The sequence below is a fragment of the Pseudomonas sp. W2Oct36 genome, assembly GCF_041060465.1.
Lineage (GTDB): Bacteria > Pseudomonadota > Gammaproteobacteria > Pseudomonadales > Pseudomonadaceae > Aquipseudomonas > Aquipseudomonas graminis_B.
Window position 1 is genome coordinate 1 of the sequence record NZ_JAUERW010000019.1, and the last position, 17,007, is coordinate 17,007.

The following is a 17,007-nucleotide window of genomic DNA, read 5'->3' on the forward strand; positions in this document are numbered from 1 at the left end:
CAACAGCGGGGAGGTGGGGGGCGGCCGGCTTGGGGGTAGGGGCGGGGTGGGTGGTGGCCCCCCCCCCGCCGCAGCCCCCACCACCCCCACTCCTACAAGGGGTCGGGGACAGCCTGAAGCACCGCTAACGCAGAAAAAGAAGGGCGTCATACGCCCAAACCAGAACGTATACGAAATACCTTTACCCAATCAGGAGTCAATCATGAGCCAGTCCGTATCCTGGAGCGGGGTCTTCCCTGCCGTTACCACGCAATTCAATGACGATTTCTCCCTCAATCTGGAGGCGACCCATAAGGTCATTTCCAACCTGGTGCGCGATGGCGTGTCGGGGCTGGTGATCTGCGGGACGGTGGGCGAGAACACCTCCCTGAGCGTCGCTGAAAAAATCAGCCTGGTGGAAGCCGCCAAAGACGCCTCGGCCGGGCGCGTGCCGGTGATTTCCGGCATCGCCGAGTTCACCAGCGCCAACGCCTGTGACGTTGCCAAGCAAGTGCAGAAAGCCGGCGCCGACGGGATCATGCTGATGCCGGCGCTGGTGTACTCGGCCAAGCCTTTCGAAACCGCCACGCACTTCCGCACCGTGGCCGCCGCCACCGACCTGCCGATGATGGTTTACAACAACCCGCCGATCTACAAGAACGACGTCACGCCGGACATCCTCATCTCCCTGGCGGACTGCGACACCATCGCGTGTTTCAAGGATTCGTCGGGGAACACCAACCGCTTTATCGACGTGCGCAACGAAGTCGGTGATCGCTTCGTGCTGTTTGCCGGGCTCGATGATGTGTTGGTGGAGAGCGTCGCCGTGGGCGCGGTGGGCTGGGTGTCGGGGATGTCCAACGCCTTTCCGAAAGAGGGCGAGACCTTGTTCCGTCTGGCCAAGGGAGGGCGTTTTGCCGAGGCGATGGCGCTGTATGAGTGGTTCATGCCGCTGCTGCACCTGGATGCGCGTCCGGACTTGGTGCAGTGCATCAAGCTGTGCGAAGCGATCATGGAACGCGGCAGTGCCCTCACCCGCCCACCGCGTCTGGCGCTGCCGGACAGTGATCGGGAATATGTCGAGAAATTGATGAAGACCGCGTTGGCGAACAAGCCGGTGTTGCCGGATGTGGGGTTGTGATGCCTGCGGTTTTGGGGTGACGGATTTGCGTGTTTCGGCGCAGATCTATGGAGTACAGACCGGCCTCTTCCCGGCTGAAGCCGGTCCTACTGACGGAACTCGCGACCATTGTAGGACCGGCTTTAGCCGGGAACCGGGATGTCGGCGTTACACATTCACCACATTCACAAACCGCGAGGCGGCGGTGTCGTCGATGCGCAGGTTGGTGAAATCGAACAGGTTGCGGTCCGCCAGTTGCGACGGCTGGACGTTCTGCAGGCTGCGGAAAATCATGTCGGAGCGGCCCGGGGTTTTGCGGTCCCATTCCTGCAGCATGTCCTTGACCACCTGACGCTGCAGGTTTTCCTGGGAGCCGCACAGGTTGCACGGGATGATCGGGAATTGCTTGATGTCCGAATAGGCCTGAATGTCCTTCTCGGCGCAGTAGGCCAGCGGACGGATCACCACGTTGCGGCCATCGTCGGCGCGCAGCTTGGGCGGCATGGCCTTGATGCTGCCCTGGAAAAACATGTTCAGGAAAAACGTCTCGACGATGTCGTCACGGTGGTGACCGAGGGCCATTTTGGTCGCGCCGATTTCATCCGCGAACGTATACAGCGTGCCGCGACGCAGGCGCGAACACAGCGAGCAGGTGGTCCGGCCCTCGGGGATCAATTCCTTGACCACCGAGTAGGTGTCTTTCTCGACGATGTGGTACTCGACGCCCAATTGCGCCAGGTACGCCGGCAGGACGTGCTCGGGGAAGCCTGGCTGCTTCTGGTCCATGTTCACCGCGACGATGTCGAAGTGGATCGGCGCGACTTTCTGCAAATGCATCAGCACATCCAGCAGCGTGTAACTGTCCTTGCCGCCGGACAGGCAGACCATCACCTTGTCGCCCTCTTCAATCATGTTGTAGTCGGCCACTGCTTCGCCCGCGAGCCGACGCAGACGCTTCTGCAGTTTGTTCTGATTGACTGAAAGGGTGCCCATGGCGCTGGTATCCGCTCGCTGTGGTGTGAAGTGAGGTGGGGAAAGGGTCGGCATTTTACGCAAAAAGACCGCCTCGGGTAATGGCCGGTTGCGGGTTCGATCGCGGTCGGTTTCGGAGGGTCTCTGATCGCTAACCGCTATTAGCCGCGTGTTTGAACACCTCAATCGCTCTAACGCATCCGGTTTTGGAGTGATCAGCTTTCTATACTGACCTGAGAGGTCCCAGCCATTTCCCTTGCTCGACTGAGACCTTGTCCTGACGGCATCTGGCGGTCAGGCGCTGCGTCGCAAGCGCTGACACACTTCACGGGAGTAAAGGACATGATCCATCACGTCTTGGGGCTGTTCACCCACCCCGATCAGGAATGGCAACAGATACGTAGCGAAGGTGAAGAAAGCATCGGCCATATGTACCTCACCCACACACTGATACTGGCAGCGATCCCGGCGGTGTCGGCGTACATCGGCACGACGCAGGTCGGCTGGCAAATAGGCGACCGCGCGCCGGTCATGCTGACCAGCGACAGTGCAGTGTGGATGGCGCTGATGTCGTACATCGCCATGCTCGCCGGAGTCGGCATCATGGGCGGCTTCATCCACTGGATGGCGCGCACCTATGACGCGACGCCCAGCCCTGCGCGCTGCGTCGCCTTTGCGACCTATACGGCGACGCCGCTGTTCCTCGGCGGGCTGGCCGCGCTGTACCCGCACATGTGGGTGGGGATGATGGTCGGGCTGGCGGCGGTTTGCTACACGGTTTACCTGCTGTACGTCGGTTTGCCGGTGTTCATGGGCGTCCACCCCGACGAAGGCTTCATGTTCTCAAGCTCGGTGCTGGCGGTCGGGCTGGTGGTGTTGGTGGCGATCATGGCCTTTACGGTGGTGCTGTGGGGCGTCGGAGTCGGGCCGGAATTCACGAACTGATACAGGGTGACCATTCGGCGCCTGGGGTTTTGGCGGTACATGAGCTTTGCGGCATACTCGCCTCCTCTGGAGACCGATGAAACATGCTCGAACCTCTCAACACCCGCGTCGAATCCTGCTACCAGCAAGCCGAAGACTTCTTCAAACGTCCCTTCAAACGTCCGGTGGTAAGCGTCAAGTTGCGCGGCCAGAAGGCCGGCGTAGCCCACCTGCACGAGAACATGCTGCGCTTCAATCCGCAGCTGTACCTCGAAAACAGCGAAGACTTTCTGCGCCAGACCGTCCCCCACGAGGTCGCGCATCTGATCGCTCACCAATTGTTCGGCGACACCATCCAGCCCCATGGCGAGGAATGGCAGCTGATCATGCGCGGCGTCTACGAGCTGCCGCCGAACCGTTGCCACACCTACGAAATCCAGCGCCGCAGCGTAACTCGCTACATCTACCGCTGCCCGTGCCCGGAAAGTGATTTCCCCTTCACCGCCCAGCGCCACAAGCTAGTGCGCAAAGGCCGCCGGTATCTGTGCAAGCGCTGCCGGGAGATTCTAGTGTTCAGCGGCGAGACGCGGGTGGAGTGATTGCCGCAGACCCATTGTGTGCGAGCTTGCTTGCGAAGGCATTGGGTCAGTCGCCCCCCTTTGTCTGACCCACCGCATTCTTCAACAAGCTGACTCCCACAGGTTTTGTGTCCGCGGAGTAGCCCGCGGCCAGCGCCCAAAAAATACTCATAAAAAAGCCTGTCCGAAGACAGGCTTTTTGAACAACCTTTACCGCTAACGCATCTTACGAACGCACAACAGGGGTAGGCGCGGTTTCAGCCACACCCAGGTCGTCGGTCGGCGCGGTGTTATCGATGGCACGACCGCCAGACGCCAGCTCGGCCTGCATCTGCGGAACGTCCAGCTCGCCGACCCACTTGGCGACCACCAGGGTTGCCACGGCGTTACCGCACAGGTTGGTCAGGGCGCGGGCTTCGGACATGAAGCGGTCGATGCCGAGGATCAGCGCCAGACCGGCCACCGGCAGATGGCCCACGGCGGACAGCGTCGCGGCCAGCACGATGAAGCCTGAACCGGTCACGCCTGCCGCACCTTTGGACGACAGCAGCAGCACCAGCAACAGGGTGACCTGATGGGTGATGTCCATGTGGGTGTTGGTGGCCTGAGCGATGAACACCGCGGCCATGGTCAGGTAGATCGAAGTACCGTCGAGGTTGAACGAGTAACCGGTCGGGATCACCAGACCGACGACGGATTTCTTCGCGCCCAGACGCTCCATCTTGATCAGCATGCGTGGCAGTGCCGACTCGGAGGACGACGTACCCAGCACGATCAGCAGCTCTTCGCGGATGTACTTGATCAGCTTGAGGATGCTGAAGCCGTGAGCTTTAGCGATGGAGCCCAGCACCAGCAGCACGAACAGCAGGCAAGTGATGTAGAAGCACAGCATCAGTTGGCCCAGTTGCACCAGCGAGCTGACGCCGTAGGCACCGATGGTGAACGCCATGGCGCCCAGCGCACCGATCGGGGCAAGCTTCATGATCATGTTGATGATGTTGAACATGACGTGGGCGAAGCGATCGATGAAGTCCAGGATCGGCTTGCCGTACGCGCCCAGGCGATGCAGGGCAAAACCGAAGATCACCGAGAACATCAGCACTTGCAGGATGTCGCCGTTGGCGAATGCGCCGACGATGGTGTTCGGGATCACGTTGAGGATGAAGCCAACGATGCTCTGGTCTTTACCGGCGGTCACGTAGGCCGCGACTTTGGAAGCGTCGAGGGTGGACACGTCGATGTTCATGCCGGCGCCCGGCTGGACGACGTTGACCACGATCAGGCCGATGATCAGCGAGATGGTCGAGACGATTTCGAAGTAGAGCAGCGCGTAGCCGCCGGTCTTGCCCACGGATTTCATGCTCTGCATGCCAGCGATGCCGCTGACGACGGTGCAGAAGATGATCGGTGCAATGACCATTTTGATCAGTTTAATGAAACCGTCACCCAGCGGTTTGAGCGTTACGGCAGTTTCGGGGTACCAGTGGCCGAGGGCGATACCGACGATGATCGCGACGATCACCTGGGCGTAAAGGGATTTATAGATGGGCTGACGAGTCGTCATTGCAGTTTCCTCAAGAGCATCGAGCTGCAGCATTCCGGTTGCAGTGACGCCTAAAGTGCGAACCCTCCTGCTCGGAGGGATTTGTTTTTGTCGAGCTGCGCGCGGCAGACCTCTGCCCAGTGCTTTGCAGGCACCGTGCCAGTGTTGATAAATCGCAGGAGAGGCCCGGTTTCCGTGAACCGTCTGTTTAACGGTAGACCCGTAAACCGGAAAGGGATGGCGGTTTTCCGCCGTTTGGCGGCAAATACCTCGCCACACTGGCGGGTATCCGCCTCGACGGGCGTGGGAACGCCTTGAGGTTAGATGGCGAACTGAATGCGGAAGGCCGCGCCGCCCAGTTCCGAATCGCCCAGGGTCAGCTGCGCGCCATAGCTTTCGATGATGTCCTTGACGACCGCCAGACCAATCCCCTGCCCCGGGTTTTGCGTGTCCAGCCGCTCACCGCGTTCGAGAATCCGTGCGCGCTGGCTCTCCGGAACGCCCGGCCCGTCGTCTTCGATGCACAACTCGTCGCCCATCATCGATGACCGCCAGCTCACGCGCACTTCGCCCAGGCACAGGCGGTAGGCGTTTTCCAGCAGGTTGCCGAGCATCTCCAGCAAGGCGCCCTCTTCCATTTGCACCTGGCCGTTGTCCGGCAGGTCGAGGACCACGTTGACGCGCTTGTCGCGGTAGACCTTTTCCAGCGTGTTGCACAGACTTTGCACCACCGGCCTGAGGGCCACGTGATAACGCACCAGCCCGCTTTTGCGCAGACTGGCGCGCTGCAATTGATAGCTGATCTGCTGGCTCATGCGTTCGATCTGCGATTGCAGAATCCGCGCCTGCTCCAGGTCTTCCGGCCGTTTGGCAATCTGCTCGCTGACGCCCTGCAGCACGGCCAGCGGGGTTTTCAGGCTGTGGGCGAGATCGTCGAGGGAGTCGCGGTATCGAATGCGTTGCTCCCGTTCGCTGCGCAACAGGCGGTTGAGCGAGTCGGTCAGGCGCAGCAGTTCGCTGGGGTGTTCTTCGCTGAGGCTTTCCCGCGAGCCGGCCTCGACCTGATCGAGTTCCTGACTCATGCCCCGCAGGGCGCGCAGGCCCCAGGTCAGCCCGCCCCACAGCAGAATCAACAGAACCAGCAGCGCGCCGCCGAAGCCCAGGTAGAGTTTCTGGCGCAGGCCGGAGATGGTTTCCTGGTATTCGCGCACCGGTTGCAGGGCGACGATGCTGAAAGCGGCGTTGCGCCCGCCGAGCAGTTTGATTTCGACGTCGTAGACGAAAAACTCTTCGCCGTTGGGTTGGCGGATCTTGGCGAATTCGTTGCCGCGGCCGTCGTAGCGTGGCTGGTAGTCGATGGCTTCGTCTTCGGTGGCCCGGGAGCGCCACACCAGTTTGCCGGCGCGGTTATAGATGTAGCCGAGCAAGCGGCTGTCGGGCAGGGCAAATTGTTCACCGGGCAATAACGACGGCATCAACAGGTGATCGTCTTCGACCCGAGCGGCGGAGATCAACGTGGTGACGTCGGACGCCAGGCGTTTTTCGATGGAGCTTTCCAGCGCCAGGCTGAAGGCGCTCTGCAGCGCCGGCAGCATCAGCAGCATGAAGATGACGGCCAAGGTCGCGGCGCCTAGCATCAGACGCAGGCGCAGCGAACGAATCATGTACAGCGCTCGGTGAACAGGTAGCCCAGGCCGCGCACGGTGTCGATCGGTTTGAAGCCGGCGGGCCCTTCGAGTTTGCGCCGCAGCCGGCCGACCAGCACTTCGATCACGTTCGGATCGCGCTCGTCGTCATCGGGGTACAGCTGCTCCATCAGGCGCTCCTTGGGCACCACTTGCTGGTGATGGCGCATGAGGTATTCGAGAATCCGGTATTCGTAGGCGGTCAGCGCCAGGGGCTGTTCGTCCAGGGACGCCTGCTTGCGGTTGAGGTCCAGGGTCAGCGGCCCGGCAACGATGGTCGCGTGGGTGAAACCGCTGGAGCGTCGCAGCAAGGCGTTGAGGCGCGCTTCGAGCTCTTCGAACTGGAAGGGCTTGACCACGTAGTCGTCGGCGCCGGCAGCCAGGCCTTCGACCTTGTCCTGCCAGTTGCCGCGCGCGGTCAGGATGAGGATCGGGAATGCCTTGTTCTGCACGCGCAGCTGGCGGATCAGGTCGAGACCGCCCACCCCCGGCAGGCCCAGGTCGATGACCGCCAGATCGTGGTTGAACTGGCCCGCCTGATACAACGCTTCCTCGGCGTTGCCCACCGCTTCGACGACGTGACCGCTTTCGGTCAGACGGGTCTGCAGGTGGTGACGCAGCAGGGCTTCATCTTCGACAACCAGCAATTTCATGACGCTCTCCCAGGCAAAGGCAACCCTCTTTTTTCAAGAGTCTCAACGACGCTGCCGAGCGCGTGCAGTGTGACGAGCCCGGCAGTGATTGTGCAATCCAGACACCGCTAAAAACAGGCTGGCGGCTTATAAACCGGCTTATAAAACGTGGTGGACAGGTAAATAGGTGTACGGGCTCTCGCTCAGGCTCAACGAGGGCGGTTGCTGCGCTGTGCGGGCTGGTGCGCCGGTCTCGAACAGTCTAGACGTGCCCGGTGAAGACATCTGCACGCTGTAAAAGGCCGGAAGATTGCCCGTTTGAACGCTCATCCCATTGACGCGGGCGGTGAGATTTCCGTAGCCGGCGGCGTAGGGATCGTCCACAGGCTGCTGGCTGAAAGCCTGGCTCCAATTGCCGACCTGGCTGGTGGTGGCCAGACTGCGGCGCAGGCCGTTGAGGCGGTCGGCGCGTTCGGTGTTCTTGCCGAAGTCGGTGCGGGACAGGTCCGCGTTGCCATCAGCCGCTTGCGCCGCCGCGCTGCTGCCAAGGAACGCCAGCGCCAGAAAGAGCTTGTTGAACGTCAGCATGAGCAGGTCCTCCGGCGCCAGGCGCCTTGTTGGGTACGGTTTGGAGCATACCCAGCCAGCGCTGAACCCCTCCTGAACACGTACTGACCCACCGCATTCGTCAGCAAGCTGACTCCCACAGGTTCTGTGCCTGGCGCTGAATTCCCGGGCAGCGAAGATCTCTTGTGTCGGCCTAACGGCCTCGGGTTTTGCCTTCGGCGAGTTACTTGGAAAAGCACCCCAAGTAACCAAGGGTGCCTGCTCTTGGTTGGGCCCTTCGTTCCTCAGGGTTCCTTCACTCCGGTCTCGCTCCGTGGGCCCGCGCCGAACGGACATCCATGTCCTGACGGCGCTCTCGCCGCATCCATGCGGCTCGGCCCACTGCGCGAGACCTGCGTTCAGCCTGCACCCAAGTCGCGATTGGCGGTGTCTGAGCTTTCTGCGCATGAAGATCAAAAGCTTCCCGGCTGAAGCCGGTCCTACAGATCTACCGCGGCCACTGTAGGACTGGCTTTAGCCGGGAAGAGGCCGGTTTGATCAACACGCATTTCACTGAGTGCACGCGCTGCTCTTTGTGGGACCGGCTTCAGCCGGGAAGAGGCTAGCAGAGCGAGCTTGCTCGCGAAGACGATTTGCCTGCCCGCAAACCCGTTTTGCGCCCAACACCGCGGTTCCGGCAGAATGCCGGGCATGACTCGATCCCCGACACTGCCTGACTGTTGCCCCGCCCTCACCGCCCACTGGCCCTTGCCCCATGGGCTGGCGGATGTGGTGTTGGTGAGCAGTCGCTTCGATCCGCAAAAGCTCATTGACGGCGATTTTCAGCGCTGTCTCATCGAGCCGCCCGCCTCCATTCAGCGGTCGGTGGCCAAGCGGAAGACGGAGTTTCTCGCCGGTCGTTTGTGCGCGCGGGAGGCGATGCGCCGGTTGGACGGCCGCTTCCACGTCCCGCTGATTGGCGAAGACCGCGCGCCGGTCTGGCCTGAAGACGTCACCGGCTCGATCACCCACAGCACCGGCTGGGCCGCCGCGATCGTGGCGCGCAAATCAGACTGGCGCGGACTAGGGCTGGACGTGGAACAGTTGATGAGCCACGAGCGCGCCGTGCGTCTGGCCAGTGAGATTCTGACCCCGGCGGAAATGCAACGCCTGAACGCCAGCCCCGAGCATGAAGCAGCCAAGCTCGTCACCCTGACCTTTTCCCTGAAAGAAAGCCTGTTCAAGGCGCTCTACCCCATCGTGCTCAAGCGGTTCTATTTCGAGGCCGCCGAGTTGCTCGACTGGTCAGACGAAGGCACTGCGCGCCTGCGGCTGAACATCGATCTGTCGGCGGAATGGCACAACGGCAAGGCGCTGGACGCGCAGTTCAGCGTGCAGGATGGGCAGCTGTTGAGTCTGGTGGCGATTCGAGGCTGACGGCCGCGCCCAAAGGACAATGCCCACACCGCCCCACCCATTCCACCCGATGACTCAAACAGCACGTGCGCCGCTGCCGAACCATCTGCCCTTCCTTTTCTATATAGCTAACGGCATTGAACAGCGGATTGCGCCGCCCATCCGGCCTCAGCCGTTCCCGCAACAGCCCATACCCTGCCGCAACTGAAACCTCGCTCGCCGCAGACAACTGCCGCAAGCAGGTTTCAAGATAATCTCCGGCGTTGCCCCACAGCACCGCCGTCGGCACATCGCCGTAGGCACTCAAGCGATCGATCACGTGCTGAAGATTCTCCAGCAGCGGCGCAAACCGCTCGAACGGATCGTCCGAAACCGCCACCGGCGTAACGGCCCCCTCAAACCTCACCCCATCCAGATAGCCACGTTCATGCAGGGCAAAACTCAGGCGATCCAGCCCCAGCGTCCACCCCAAGCCATAGGACAGACTCGCCACCACCACCGGCGGGATCAGCTGCATGGCGTAGTACTTCATCCATTGCGAGACCAGCACCGGCAACTGCTCCCTCAGCAATGCCGGCCCGTACACCTTAAGCAGCAGGCGATCCAAAACCTCATCCTGCAACAGCTCGGTCAACGGCGACACAGGCCGCTTTTGATCAACCACCACCGTGCGGGCAAACCCGGCCAAGGCACCGTCAAACATCACGCCTCCCCTTGCTGGCGGGGCCAGGCCAGGCTGAAACACGCGCCGCCGAGGGTCTGGCTGCGCCCGATCAGCGCGCGGCCGCCATGCCAGTGGATGATGCGGCGCACGATCGACAATCCCAGCCCATGCCCGCCCGACGCCCGGGTGCGGCTGTCGTCCAGACGCATAAACGGCGTGAAGATCCGCTCCCAGGCACTTTCCGGCACGCCGGGTCCGTTATCGTCCACGTCGATGCGACAGCGCTCTTCACTCAACTGATAGCCGATGCGTACCTCCGACTCGGCGTGGCGCATGGCGTTGCTCACCAGATTCTGCAGCGCACGGTGCAAGTATCGCGGCTCGGCCTCCACCCAGTGCTCTTCGCCCGATCCGACACGATGCAGCGCATCAACACACTCCCCGCGCCTGACACTGATATTCGGCCGCAGCGGCGCCAGTTCGGCAATCACCTGATCGATCAGGGCGTCGAGGTCGATGCGCTGGAAATTCAGGGTCGGCGCGCCCTGCTCCAGGCGCGCGTAGGTGAGCATCTCGTCGACCAGCTTGTCGAGGTCCTGAATATCGCTGTCCATGCCGACCATGTATTTATGCCGCGCTTCCGGGGTCGTGGCGTCGTTGATCATTTCCAGCCCGAAACGCAACCGCGCCACCGGCGTACGCAGCTCATGGGACACCGCGCGCACCAGCTCGCGCTGGATCATCAGCGAACGCTGCAGGTGCTCGGCCATGCCGTTGAATGCCGACGCCAGCCGCCCGACCGAATCCGCGCCCGCCCCCGCACTTGCTACAGGCACGCGGGTTTCCAGGCTGCCCTGGGCGATCTGCGTGGCCGCCGCTTCCAGTCCGCGCAGACGATGCTCGAGCCGACGCACCAGCAAATAAACCACCAGACCGATCAGGCACAGACCGAGAAACGCGATCAGGATCAGCAGCTCCGGCGGATAGGGGTTCATCTGGAACAGCGGGCCGATCTCCAGCACCCACGGGGTTTCGCCGACACCGGACAGCACGCGGATCGAATCGCCGCCCTTGCCCAGCGCCATCACCGTATCGCCCTCGTCGATGCGCCGACGCTGGTCGTCATCCACGTCCAGCTTCTCCAGTCGGATCAGCTGCATGTCGAAGCCAAAACCCTTGCTCTGGCGCAAGTCTTCCAGCCGCGCCGGCTGCTCATCGACGGGCAGACGCACCAATTCGTCGAGCAACAGAAAGATGGTCGCGCGGGCCAGTTGCTCGCTGATCTGCCGCACCTCGCCGGTCAGGAGCAAGCCGCTGGACGGATTGCCTGACAGCCCAGGCTCGACCTCCCGAAACACTTGCGCGGCATGGGGTCCGGTCTGTTCGACCACCACCTGCCCGCGACTCAGCCGACTGCGCGCGCCGCCGTCCAAGTGCGCGCGCTCGGCGGTTTGCAGTGTCAGCGGAATGCCCAGCAGGCGCTCCCACACGGCGAGGGCGCGGGTGCGTTCGATGTCATTCATGCCACGCAGATTGTCGGCCATCAGCGTGAAGGTGCCGTGGGCCAATTGCTCGCGGTACTGATCGGCGCGCACGGCGTTGACCAGATGCAGGGTCAGCACGCCGAGCAATGCCACCAGCACCAGAACGCCGAGCATGCCGCCATAGATGCGCAGGAAGATGGAATTCATCGGTCAGCCGTCGCGCTTGGGGGATGGCAGTTGCGCGGCGGCGTGGGGCACGAACAGGTAACCCTTGTTGCGCACGGTCTTGATCAGGCGCGGGTGGTCGGGGTCGTCACCGATGCGCGGGCGGATTTTCGAGATGCGCACATCGATGGAGCGGTCCTGGCCGTCGTAGCCGACGCCGCGCAGGGCGGTGAAGATTTCTTCGCGAGAGAGGATGCGCCCGGCGTTGCTGACCAACAGCCACAGCAGGTCGAATTCGGCGCTGGTCAGCTCGACGCTCTGGTCGTTGAGCCAGGCTTCGCGCAGAGTGTTGTCCACCACCAGCGCGCCGAATTCCAGACGGTGCTGTGCCTGGACGGGGCTTTCGACGGTTTCGCTGCGCCTTAATAAGGCATGGATTCGCGCGAGCAGTACGCGGGGGTGCACCGGTTTGCCGACGTAATCGTCTGCGCCCATGTCCAGGCCTTGGATCTGGTCGCCGTCGTCGGTGCGCGCGGTGAGCATCAAGATCGGGCCGTCATAGCGGCTGCGCACCTTGCGGCAGATGCTCAGGCCGTCCTCGCCGGGCAGCATGAGGTCGAGGATCACGAGATCCGGCTGCTCGTCGACGATTCGCCGGGCCGCCCGCGCGCCGTCTCCTTCGAGGCTCACGCGCAGGCCATTGTTTTCGAGGTAGTCGCGGGTGAGCTCGGCCAGCCGCTGGTCATCCTCGACGATCAGCACCTGCCAGGGTTGTGGCTGCACGGTGAGGCTCCTTGTTTTTTGTTATTAATAGTGCTTGCGCAACGGGCTTTCGCGATCGCGTTCACGTCCGCAAAATTCCCGAAAAAATGATTTCGGCCGCCGACAAAGCGCTCATCCCAGACGCCATGCGGCCTACACGGGATTTCGCCGTTTCACACACAAATTACACACAGCCTTATCCACAGGTCATGCGTTGCAGTAAGTGTCCGAAACGCATATCTTGTAGCCCTTCGACGGCATAGACCCTACATGTGGGGTTTTTGTCTAAATCCCAAACACAAGTCATGTCGCGATTTCAAGGTTTTTTTCTCGCGCGTTACCTGTGTACGAAGGGCTGAATTACCCCCGAATCTACCGCTCTACCCCGCCAGCGCGAATGGCAGACCACCCAGCCTTGGGATCTGCGCGCAGCGGCACACGTGTTGCAACATCACATGCGCATTCTGCAACAGTTTTTGGGGTGACGGGCTTAAGTCCGGCACCCTTTTCGACTTCAACGCCAGGGAGGGTAAATCCGCCTTCCCATTCGTCTTGAAGTCATGGCCTGACATTTGTCAGTTCACTGCCGCAAGACGAAACGGTGGGCGCGTACTCCGCGTCCAAACAAACTTAAAGAACGTGGAGACACCCATGCAAACCGACACAACTCGCGAGAATCCGCAGGCCACCGCGCCGCAGACAGGTGCGACCCAGCAGGACCTGTCCGCCACCGCGCCGGGTCAGCTGCGTGTGATCAAGCGTAACGGCACCGTCGTTGCGTACACCGATGACAAGATCACCGTCGCCATCACCAAGGCCTTTCTCGCAGTTGAAGGCGGCACCGCTGCCGCTTCGTCGCGTATCCACGACACCGTTGCGCGCCTGACTGAACAGGTCTCCGCGACCTTCAAGCGCCGCATGCCGTCGGGCGGCACCATCCACATCGAAGAAATCCAGGATCAGGTCGAACTGGCGCTGATGCGCGCCGGCGAGCAGAAAGTCGCCCGCGACTACGTGATCTACCGCAACGAGCGCTCCAAGGAGCGTGCCGGTCGCAGCGCTGGCGAAACCCCCGTGCAAGCGCACCCGTCGATTCGCATCACCGCCAAAGACGGCAGCCTCGCGCCGCTGGACATGGGCCGCCTGAACACCATCGTCACCGAAGCGTGTGAAGGCCTGGCCGAGGTCGATGCCGACCTGATCCAGAGCGAAACCCTGAAGAACCTGTACGACGGCGTTGCCCTGACAGACGTCAACACTGCACTGGTGATGACCGCGCGTACCCTGGTCGAGCGTGAGCCGAACTACTCGTTCGTCACCGCCCGCCTGCTGATGGACACCCTGCGCGCCGAAGGCCTGGGTTTCCTCGGTGTCGCCGAAAGCGCCACCCACCACGAAATGGTCGACCTGTACGCCAAGGCGCTGCCGGCTTACGTCGAGAAAGGCATCCAGTTCGAACTGCTGAACCCTGTGCTGGCCGAATTTGACCTGGAAAAACTGGGCAAGGCGATCAACCACGAGCGCGATCAGCAGTTCACCTACCTGGGCCTGCAAACCCTGTACGACCGTTACTTCATTCACAAGGACGGCATCCGTTTCGAACTGCCGCAGATCTTTTTCATGCGTGTGGCCATGGGTCTGGCGATCGAAGAGAAAGCCCGCGAAGACCGCGCCATCGAGTTCTACAACCTTTTGTCGTCCTTCGACTACATGGCCTCGACCCCGACACTGTTCAACGCCGGCACCCTGCGTCCACAGCTGTCGAGCTGCTACCTGACCACCGTTCCGGATGACCTGTCGGGCATTTACCACGCGATCCACGACAACGCCATGCTGTCCAAATTCGCAGGCGGTCTGGGCAACGACTGGACGCCGGTTCGCGCGCTGGGCTCTTACATCAAGGGCACCAACGGCAAATCCCAGGGCGTCGTGCCGTTCCTGAAAGTGGTCAACGACACGGCCGTGGCCGTAAACCAGGGCGGCAAGCGCAAAGGCGCTGTCTGTGCGTACCTGGAAACCTGGCACATGGACATCGAAGAGTTCATCGAGCTGCGCAAGAACACCGGTGATGATCGCCGTCGTACCCACGACATGAACACCGCCAACTGGATCCCTGACCTGTTCATGAAGCGTGTCTTCGACGACGGCAAGTGGACCCTGTTCTCGCCGTCCGAAGTGCCTGATCTGCACGACCTGACCGGTAAAGCCTTCGAAGAGCGCTACGAGTACTACGAAGCGCTGACCGAGTACCCGGGCAAGGTCAAGCTGTTCAAGACCATTCAGGCCAAAGACCTGTGGCGCAAAATGCTGTCCATGCTGTTCGAAACCGGCCACCCATGGCTGACCTTCAAGGACCCGTGCAACCTGCGCAGCCCGCAGCAGCACGTGGGCGTGGTTCACAGCTCGAACCTGTGCACCGAGATCACCCTGAACACCAACAAGGACGAGATCGCGGTCTGCAACCTGGGCTCGATCAACCTGCCGAACCACATCGTCGACGGCAAGCTGGACACCGACAAGCTCAAGCGCACCATCGATGTTGCCGTGCGCATGCTCGATAACGTGATCGACATCAACTACTACTCGGTGCCGCAAGCGAAGAACTCCAACTTCCGTCACCGTCCGGTCGGCTTGGGCATCATGGGCTTCCAGGACGCGCTGTACCTGCAGCACATTCCTTACGGTTCCGATGCTGCCGTGGAATTTGCCGACCGCTCGATGGAAGCCGTCAGCTACTACGCGATCCAGGCTTCCTGCGATCTGGCGGACGAGCGCGGTGCCTACGAGACGTTCCAGGGTTCGCTGTGGTCCAAAGGCATCCTGCCGCTGGATTCGCAACAGATCCTGATCGAGCAGCGTGGCCAGAAGTACATCGACGTCGACCTCAACGAATTCCTGGACTGGGCGCCTGTGCGTGCTCGCGTTCAGAAAGGCATTCGTAACTCGAACATCATGGCCATCGCACCGACCGCGACCATCGCCAACATCACCGGCGTGTCGCAGTCGATCGAGCCGACTTACCAGAACCTGTACGTGAAATCGAACCTCTCGGGCGAATTCACCGTGATCAACCCGTACCTGGTTCGCGACCTGAAAGCCCGCGACCTGTGGGACTCGGTCATGATCAACGACCTGAAGTACTACGACGGTTCGGTGCAGCAGATCGAGCGCATCCCGCAGGAGTTGAAAGACCTCTACGCGACGGCCTTCGAAGTGGACACCAAGTGGATCGTTGACGCGGCCAGCCGTCGTCAGAAGTGGATCGACCAGGCCCAGTCGCTGAACCTGTACATCGCCGGCGCTTCGGGCAAGAAGCTGGACGTGACCTACCGCATGGCCTGGTACCGTGGTCTGAAAACCACTTACTACCTCCGTGCCCTGGCCGCGACCAGCACCGAGAAGTCGACCATCAACACCGGCAAGCTGAACGCCGTTTCCAGCGGTGGCCACGGCCCGGACGACTCGGCGATCACCGCCCCGCGTCCAGCCGAAGCGGCTCCGGCCGGTCCAGCGCCAGTGCCGAAAGCTTGCGCGATCGACGAGCCGGACTGCGAAGCCTGCCAGTAACAGCGCGTCAAGCGTCACCTTCGGGTGACGCCCTGATTGAAGGCTCCGCGTCCCCTAGGGCGCGGGGCCTTCTTGCGTTACACTCCCCTCATTCCCAGCCAGGAGAATGCCCATGCCAGCTGCCTCGCTAGAGTCCAAAAAAGCCTACTGCGCCAAAACGCGCCGCTCCAACTACGCCGCCAGCCTGCGTCTGGAAGGTTACGAGAGCTCGCCCGCCGACTCCGAACGCCGCCTGCCCTCCCGGGAAGAGCTGCTCACCAGCTACCGCAAAAAACAGGCCTGATGGTCGACAAATACGGCGTCGGACAGGACCCTTACTGTCCGCCCGGCAGCACTGTGCTGCGCAACCGCCTCGACCTCACCGACGCAGAGACCCTGGCCCAAGCCGAGCGCGACCTGTCCGAAGTCGCCGCCGAAGCCATCGACTTCTCCCCTCCTCCCTACGACCTGCCCTACCTGCAAGCCATCCACCGCCAGCTGTTCGCCGATCTCTATGACTGGGCGGGCGAACTGCGCACCGTCGACATCTCCAAAGACCAGACCCACTTCTGCGTGACCCACCGCATCGAGCCCGAGGCCAACAAGCTGTTCAAGGCATTGGCCGACGCGAACTGGTTTCAGGAGCTGGATCGGGGGCGCTTGATTGCGGCCAGTGCGGAGCTGTTTGGGGATTTGAACGTGGTTCATCCGTTTCGAGAAGGAAATGGGCGGGCGCAGCGGATTCTGTTTGAACACCTCATCGTGAATGCGGGGTTTGAGATCAGCTGGTGGCCGGTTGAAGCGGAGGAATGGATACGGGCGAATGTGGATGCGGTGGGGTGTGATTATGAGGGGTTGGTTCGGGTGTTTGAGCGGTGTGTTGGGGGGGCGATTGCAATTGATTGCAAAGGAGCTTGATTTGGGTGACCGGTCACCTGCGTAACGCCATTCGTCGCGATTAGGTCCCAATTTTTTCATCAACATTGCGGGC

At 61.7% G+C, this 17,007-nt stretch carries 15 protein-coding genes; 7 read left to right on the plus strand and 8 right to left on the minus strand.

All coding sequences use genetic code 11. The annotated features are described in order from the left end of the window. The first annotated feature begins 202 nt into the window (after window positions 1–202). The gene (locus QWI18_RS20905) at window positions 203–1,120 is read left to right on the plus strand and encodes a dihydrodipicolinate synthase family protein (protein WP_369319734.1); all 918 of its coding nucleotides are present in this window, start codon (window positions 203–205) and stop codon (window positions 1,118–1,120) included. Between the two features lie 147 nt (window positions 1,121–1,267). Here QWI18_RS20905 and ttcA read toward each other — a convergent pair whose 3' ends face one another. Next, window positions 1,268–2,092 (minus strand): tRNA 2-thiocytidine(32) synthetase TtcA, encoded by an 825-nt coding sequence (gene ttcA / locus QWI18_RS20910; RefSeq protein ID WP_065992805.1) that lies wholly within the window; start codon window positions 2,090–2,092, stop codon window positions 1,268–1,270. A 321-nt stretch (window positions 2,093–2,413) separates the two neighbouring features. On the opposite strand from ttcA, the gene QWI18_RS20915 reads away from it, so the two are divergent. Further along, window positions 2,414–3,016 (plus strand): Yip1 family protein, encoded by a 603-nt coding sequence (locus QWI18_RS20915; RefSeq protein WP_369319735.1) that lies wholly within the window; start codon window positions 2,414–2,416, stop codon window positions 3,014–3,016. A gap of 83 nt (window positions 3,017–3,099) precedes the next feature. After that, the gene (locus QWI18_RS20920) at window positions 3,100–3,594 is read left to right on the plus strand and encodes a SprT family zinc-dependent metalloprotease (RefSeq protein WP_296316048.1); all 495 of its coding nucleotides are present in this window, start codon (window positions 3,100–3,102) and stop codon (window positions 3,592–3,594) included. A 205-nt stretch (window positions 3,595–3,799) separates the two neighbouring features. Here QWI18_RS20920 and QWI18_RS20925 read toward each other — a convergent pair whose 3' ends face one another. The 4 genes from QWI18_RS20925 to QWI18_RS20940 form a co-directional block, all read right to left on the minus strand. Next, on the minus strand, window positions 3,800–5,137 hold the full coding sequence (locus QWI18_RS20925) for a dicarboxylate/amino acid:cation symporter (RefSeq protein ID WP_192133922.1): 1,338 nt from the start codon (window positions 5,135–5,137) through the stop codon (window positions 3,800–3,802). Window positions 5,138–5,436: 299 nt separating this feature from the next. Further along, the gene (locus QWI18_RS20930) at window positions 5,437–6,780 is read right to left on the minus strand and encodes an ATP-binding protein (RefSeq protein WP_065992797.1); all 1,344 of its coding nucleotides are present in this window, start codon (window positions 6,778–6,780) and stop codon (window positions 5,437–5,439) included. After that, window positions 6,777–7,454 (minus strand): response regulator transcription factor, encoded by a 678-nt coding sequence (locus tag QWI18_RS20935; protein WP_192133924.1) that lies wholly within the window; start codon window positions 7,452–7,454, stop codon window positions 6,777–6,779. The genes QWI18_RS20930 and QWI18_RS20935 overlap by 4 nt, the downstream gene beginning before the upstream one ends. 138 nt (window positions 7,455–7,592) lie before the next feature. Further along, window positions 7,593–8,021 (minus strand): hypothetical protein, encoded by a 429-nt coding sequence (locus tag QWI18_RS20940; protein ID WP_369319789.1) that lies wholly within the window; start codon window positions 8,019–8,021, stop codon window positions 7,593–7,595. A 669-nt stretch (window positions 8,022–8,690) separates the two neighbouring features. On the opposite strand from QWI18_RS20940, the gene QWI18_RS20945 reads away from it, so the two are divergent. After that, window positions 8,691–9,416, plus strand: a complete 726-nt coding sequence (locus QWI18_RS20945; RefSeq protein WP_369319736.1) for a 4'-phosphopantetheinyl transferase — start codon at window positions 8,691–8,693, stop codon at window positions 9,414–9,416. On the opposite strand, the gene fhuF is transcribed toward QWI18_RS20945, so the two are convergent. Genes fhuF through QWI18_RS20960 form a run of 3 tightly spaced genes read right to left on the minus strand, consistent with a single transcriptional unit; the run spans window position 9,367 to window position 12,491 of the window. Further along, a complete protein-coding gene (gene fhuF / locus QWI18_RS20950) occupies window positions 9,367–10,098 on the minus strand; it encodes a siderophore-iron reductase FhuF (RefSeq protein ID WP_369319737.1) in 732 nt (243 codons plus the stop codon). The genes QWI18_RS20945 and fhuF overlap by 50 nt on opposite strands. After that, the gene (locus tag QWI18_RS20955; protein WP_369319738.1) at window positions 10,098–11,750 is read right to left on the minus strand and encodes an ATP-binding protein; all 1,653 of its coding nucleotides are present in this window, start codon (window positions 11,748–11,750) and stop codon (window positions 10,098–10,100) included. The genes fhuF and QWI18_RS20955 overlap by 1 nt, the downstream gene beginning before the upstream one ends. Before the next feature lie 3 nt (window positions 11,751–11,753). Continuing rightward, window positions 11,754–12,491, minus strand: coding sequence for a response regulator (locus tag QWI18_RS20960; RefSeq protein ID WP_369319739.1), 738 nt, complete (start codon window positions 12,489–12,491; stop codon window positions 11,754–11,756). A 630-nt stretch (window positions 12,492–13,121) separates the two neighbouring features. On the opposite strand from QWI18_RS20960, the gene QWI18_RS20965 reads away from it, so the two are divergent. From QWI18_RS20965 to QWI18_RS20975, 3 genes are all read left to right on the plus strand, one after another. Further along, window positions 13,122–16,037: a ribonucleoside-diphosphate reductase subunit alpha gene (locus tag QWI18_RS20965; RefSeq protein WP_065992783.1), complete on the plus strand. Its 2,916-nt coding sequence runs from the start codon at window positions 13,122–13,124 to the stop codon at window positions 16,035–16,037. Between the two features lie 112 nt (window positions 16,038–16,149). Further along, the gene (locus QWI18_RS20970; RefSeq protein WP_122535490.1) at window positions 16,150–16,320 is read left to right on the plus strand and encodes a YhfG family protein; all 171 of its coding nucleotides are present in this window, start codon (window positions 16,150–16,152) and stop codon (window positions 16,318–16,320) included. After that, complete coding sequence (locus QWI18_RS20975; RefSeq protein ID WP_369319740.1) at window positions 16,320–16,934, plus strand: putative adenosine monophosphate-protein transferase Fic; 615 nt, start codon at window positions 16,320–16,322, stop codon at window positions 16,932–16,934. The genes QWI18_RS20970 and QWI18_RS20975 overlap by 1 nt, the downstream gene beginning before the upstream one ends. Window positions 16,935–17,007: the final 73 nt, after the last annotated feature.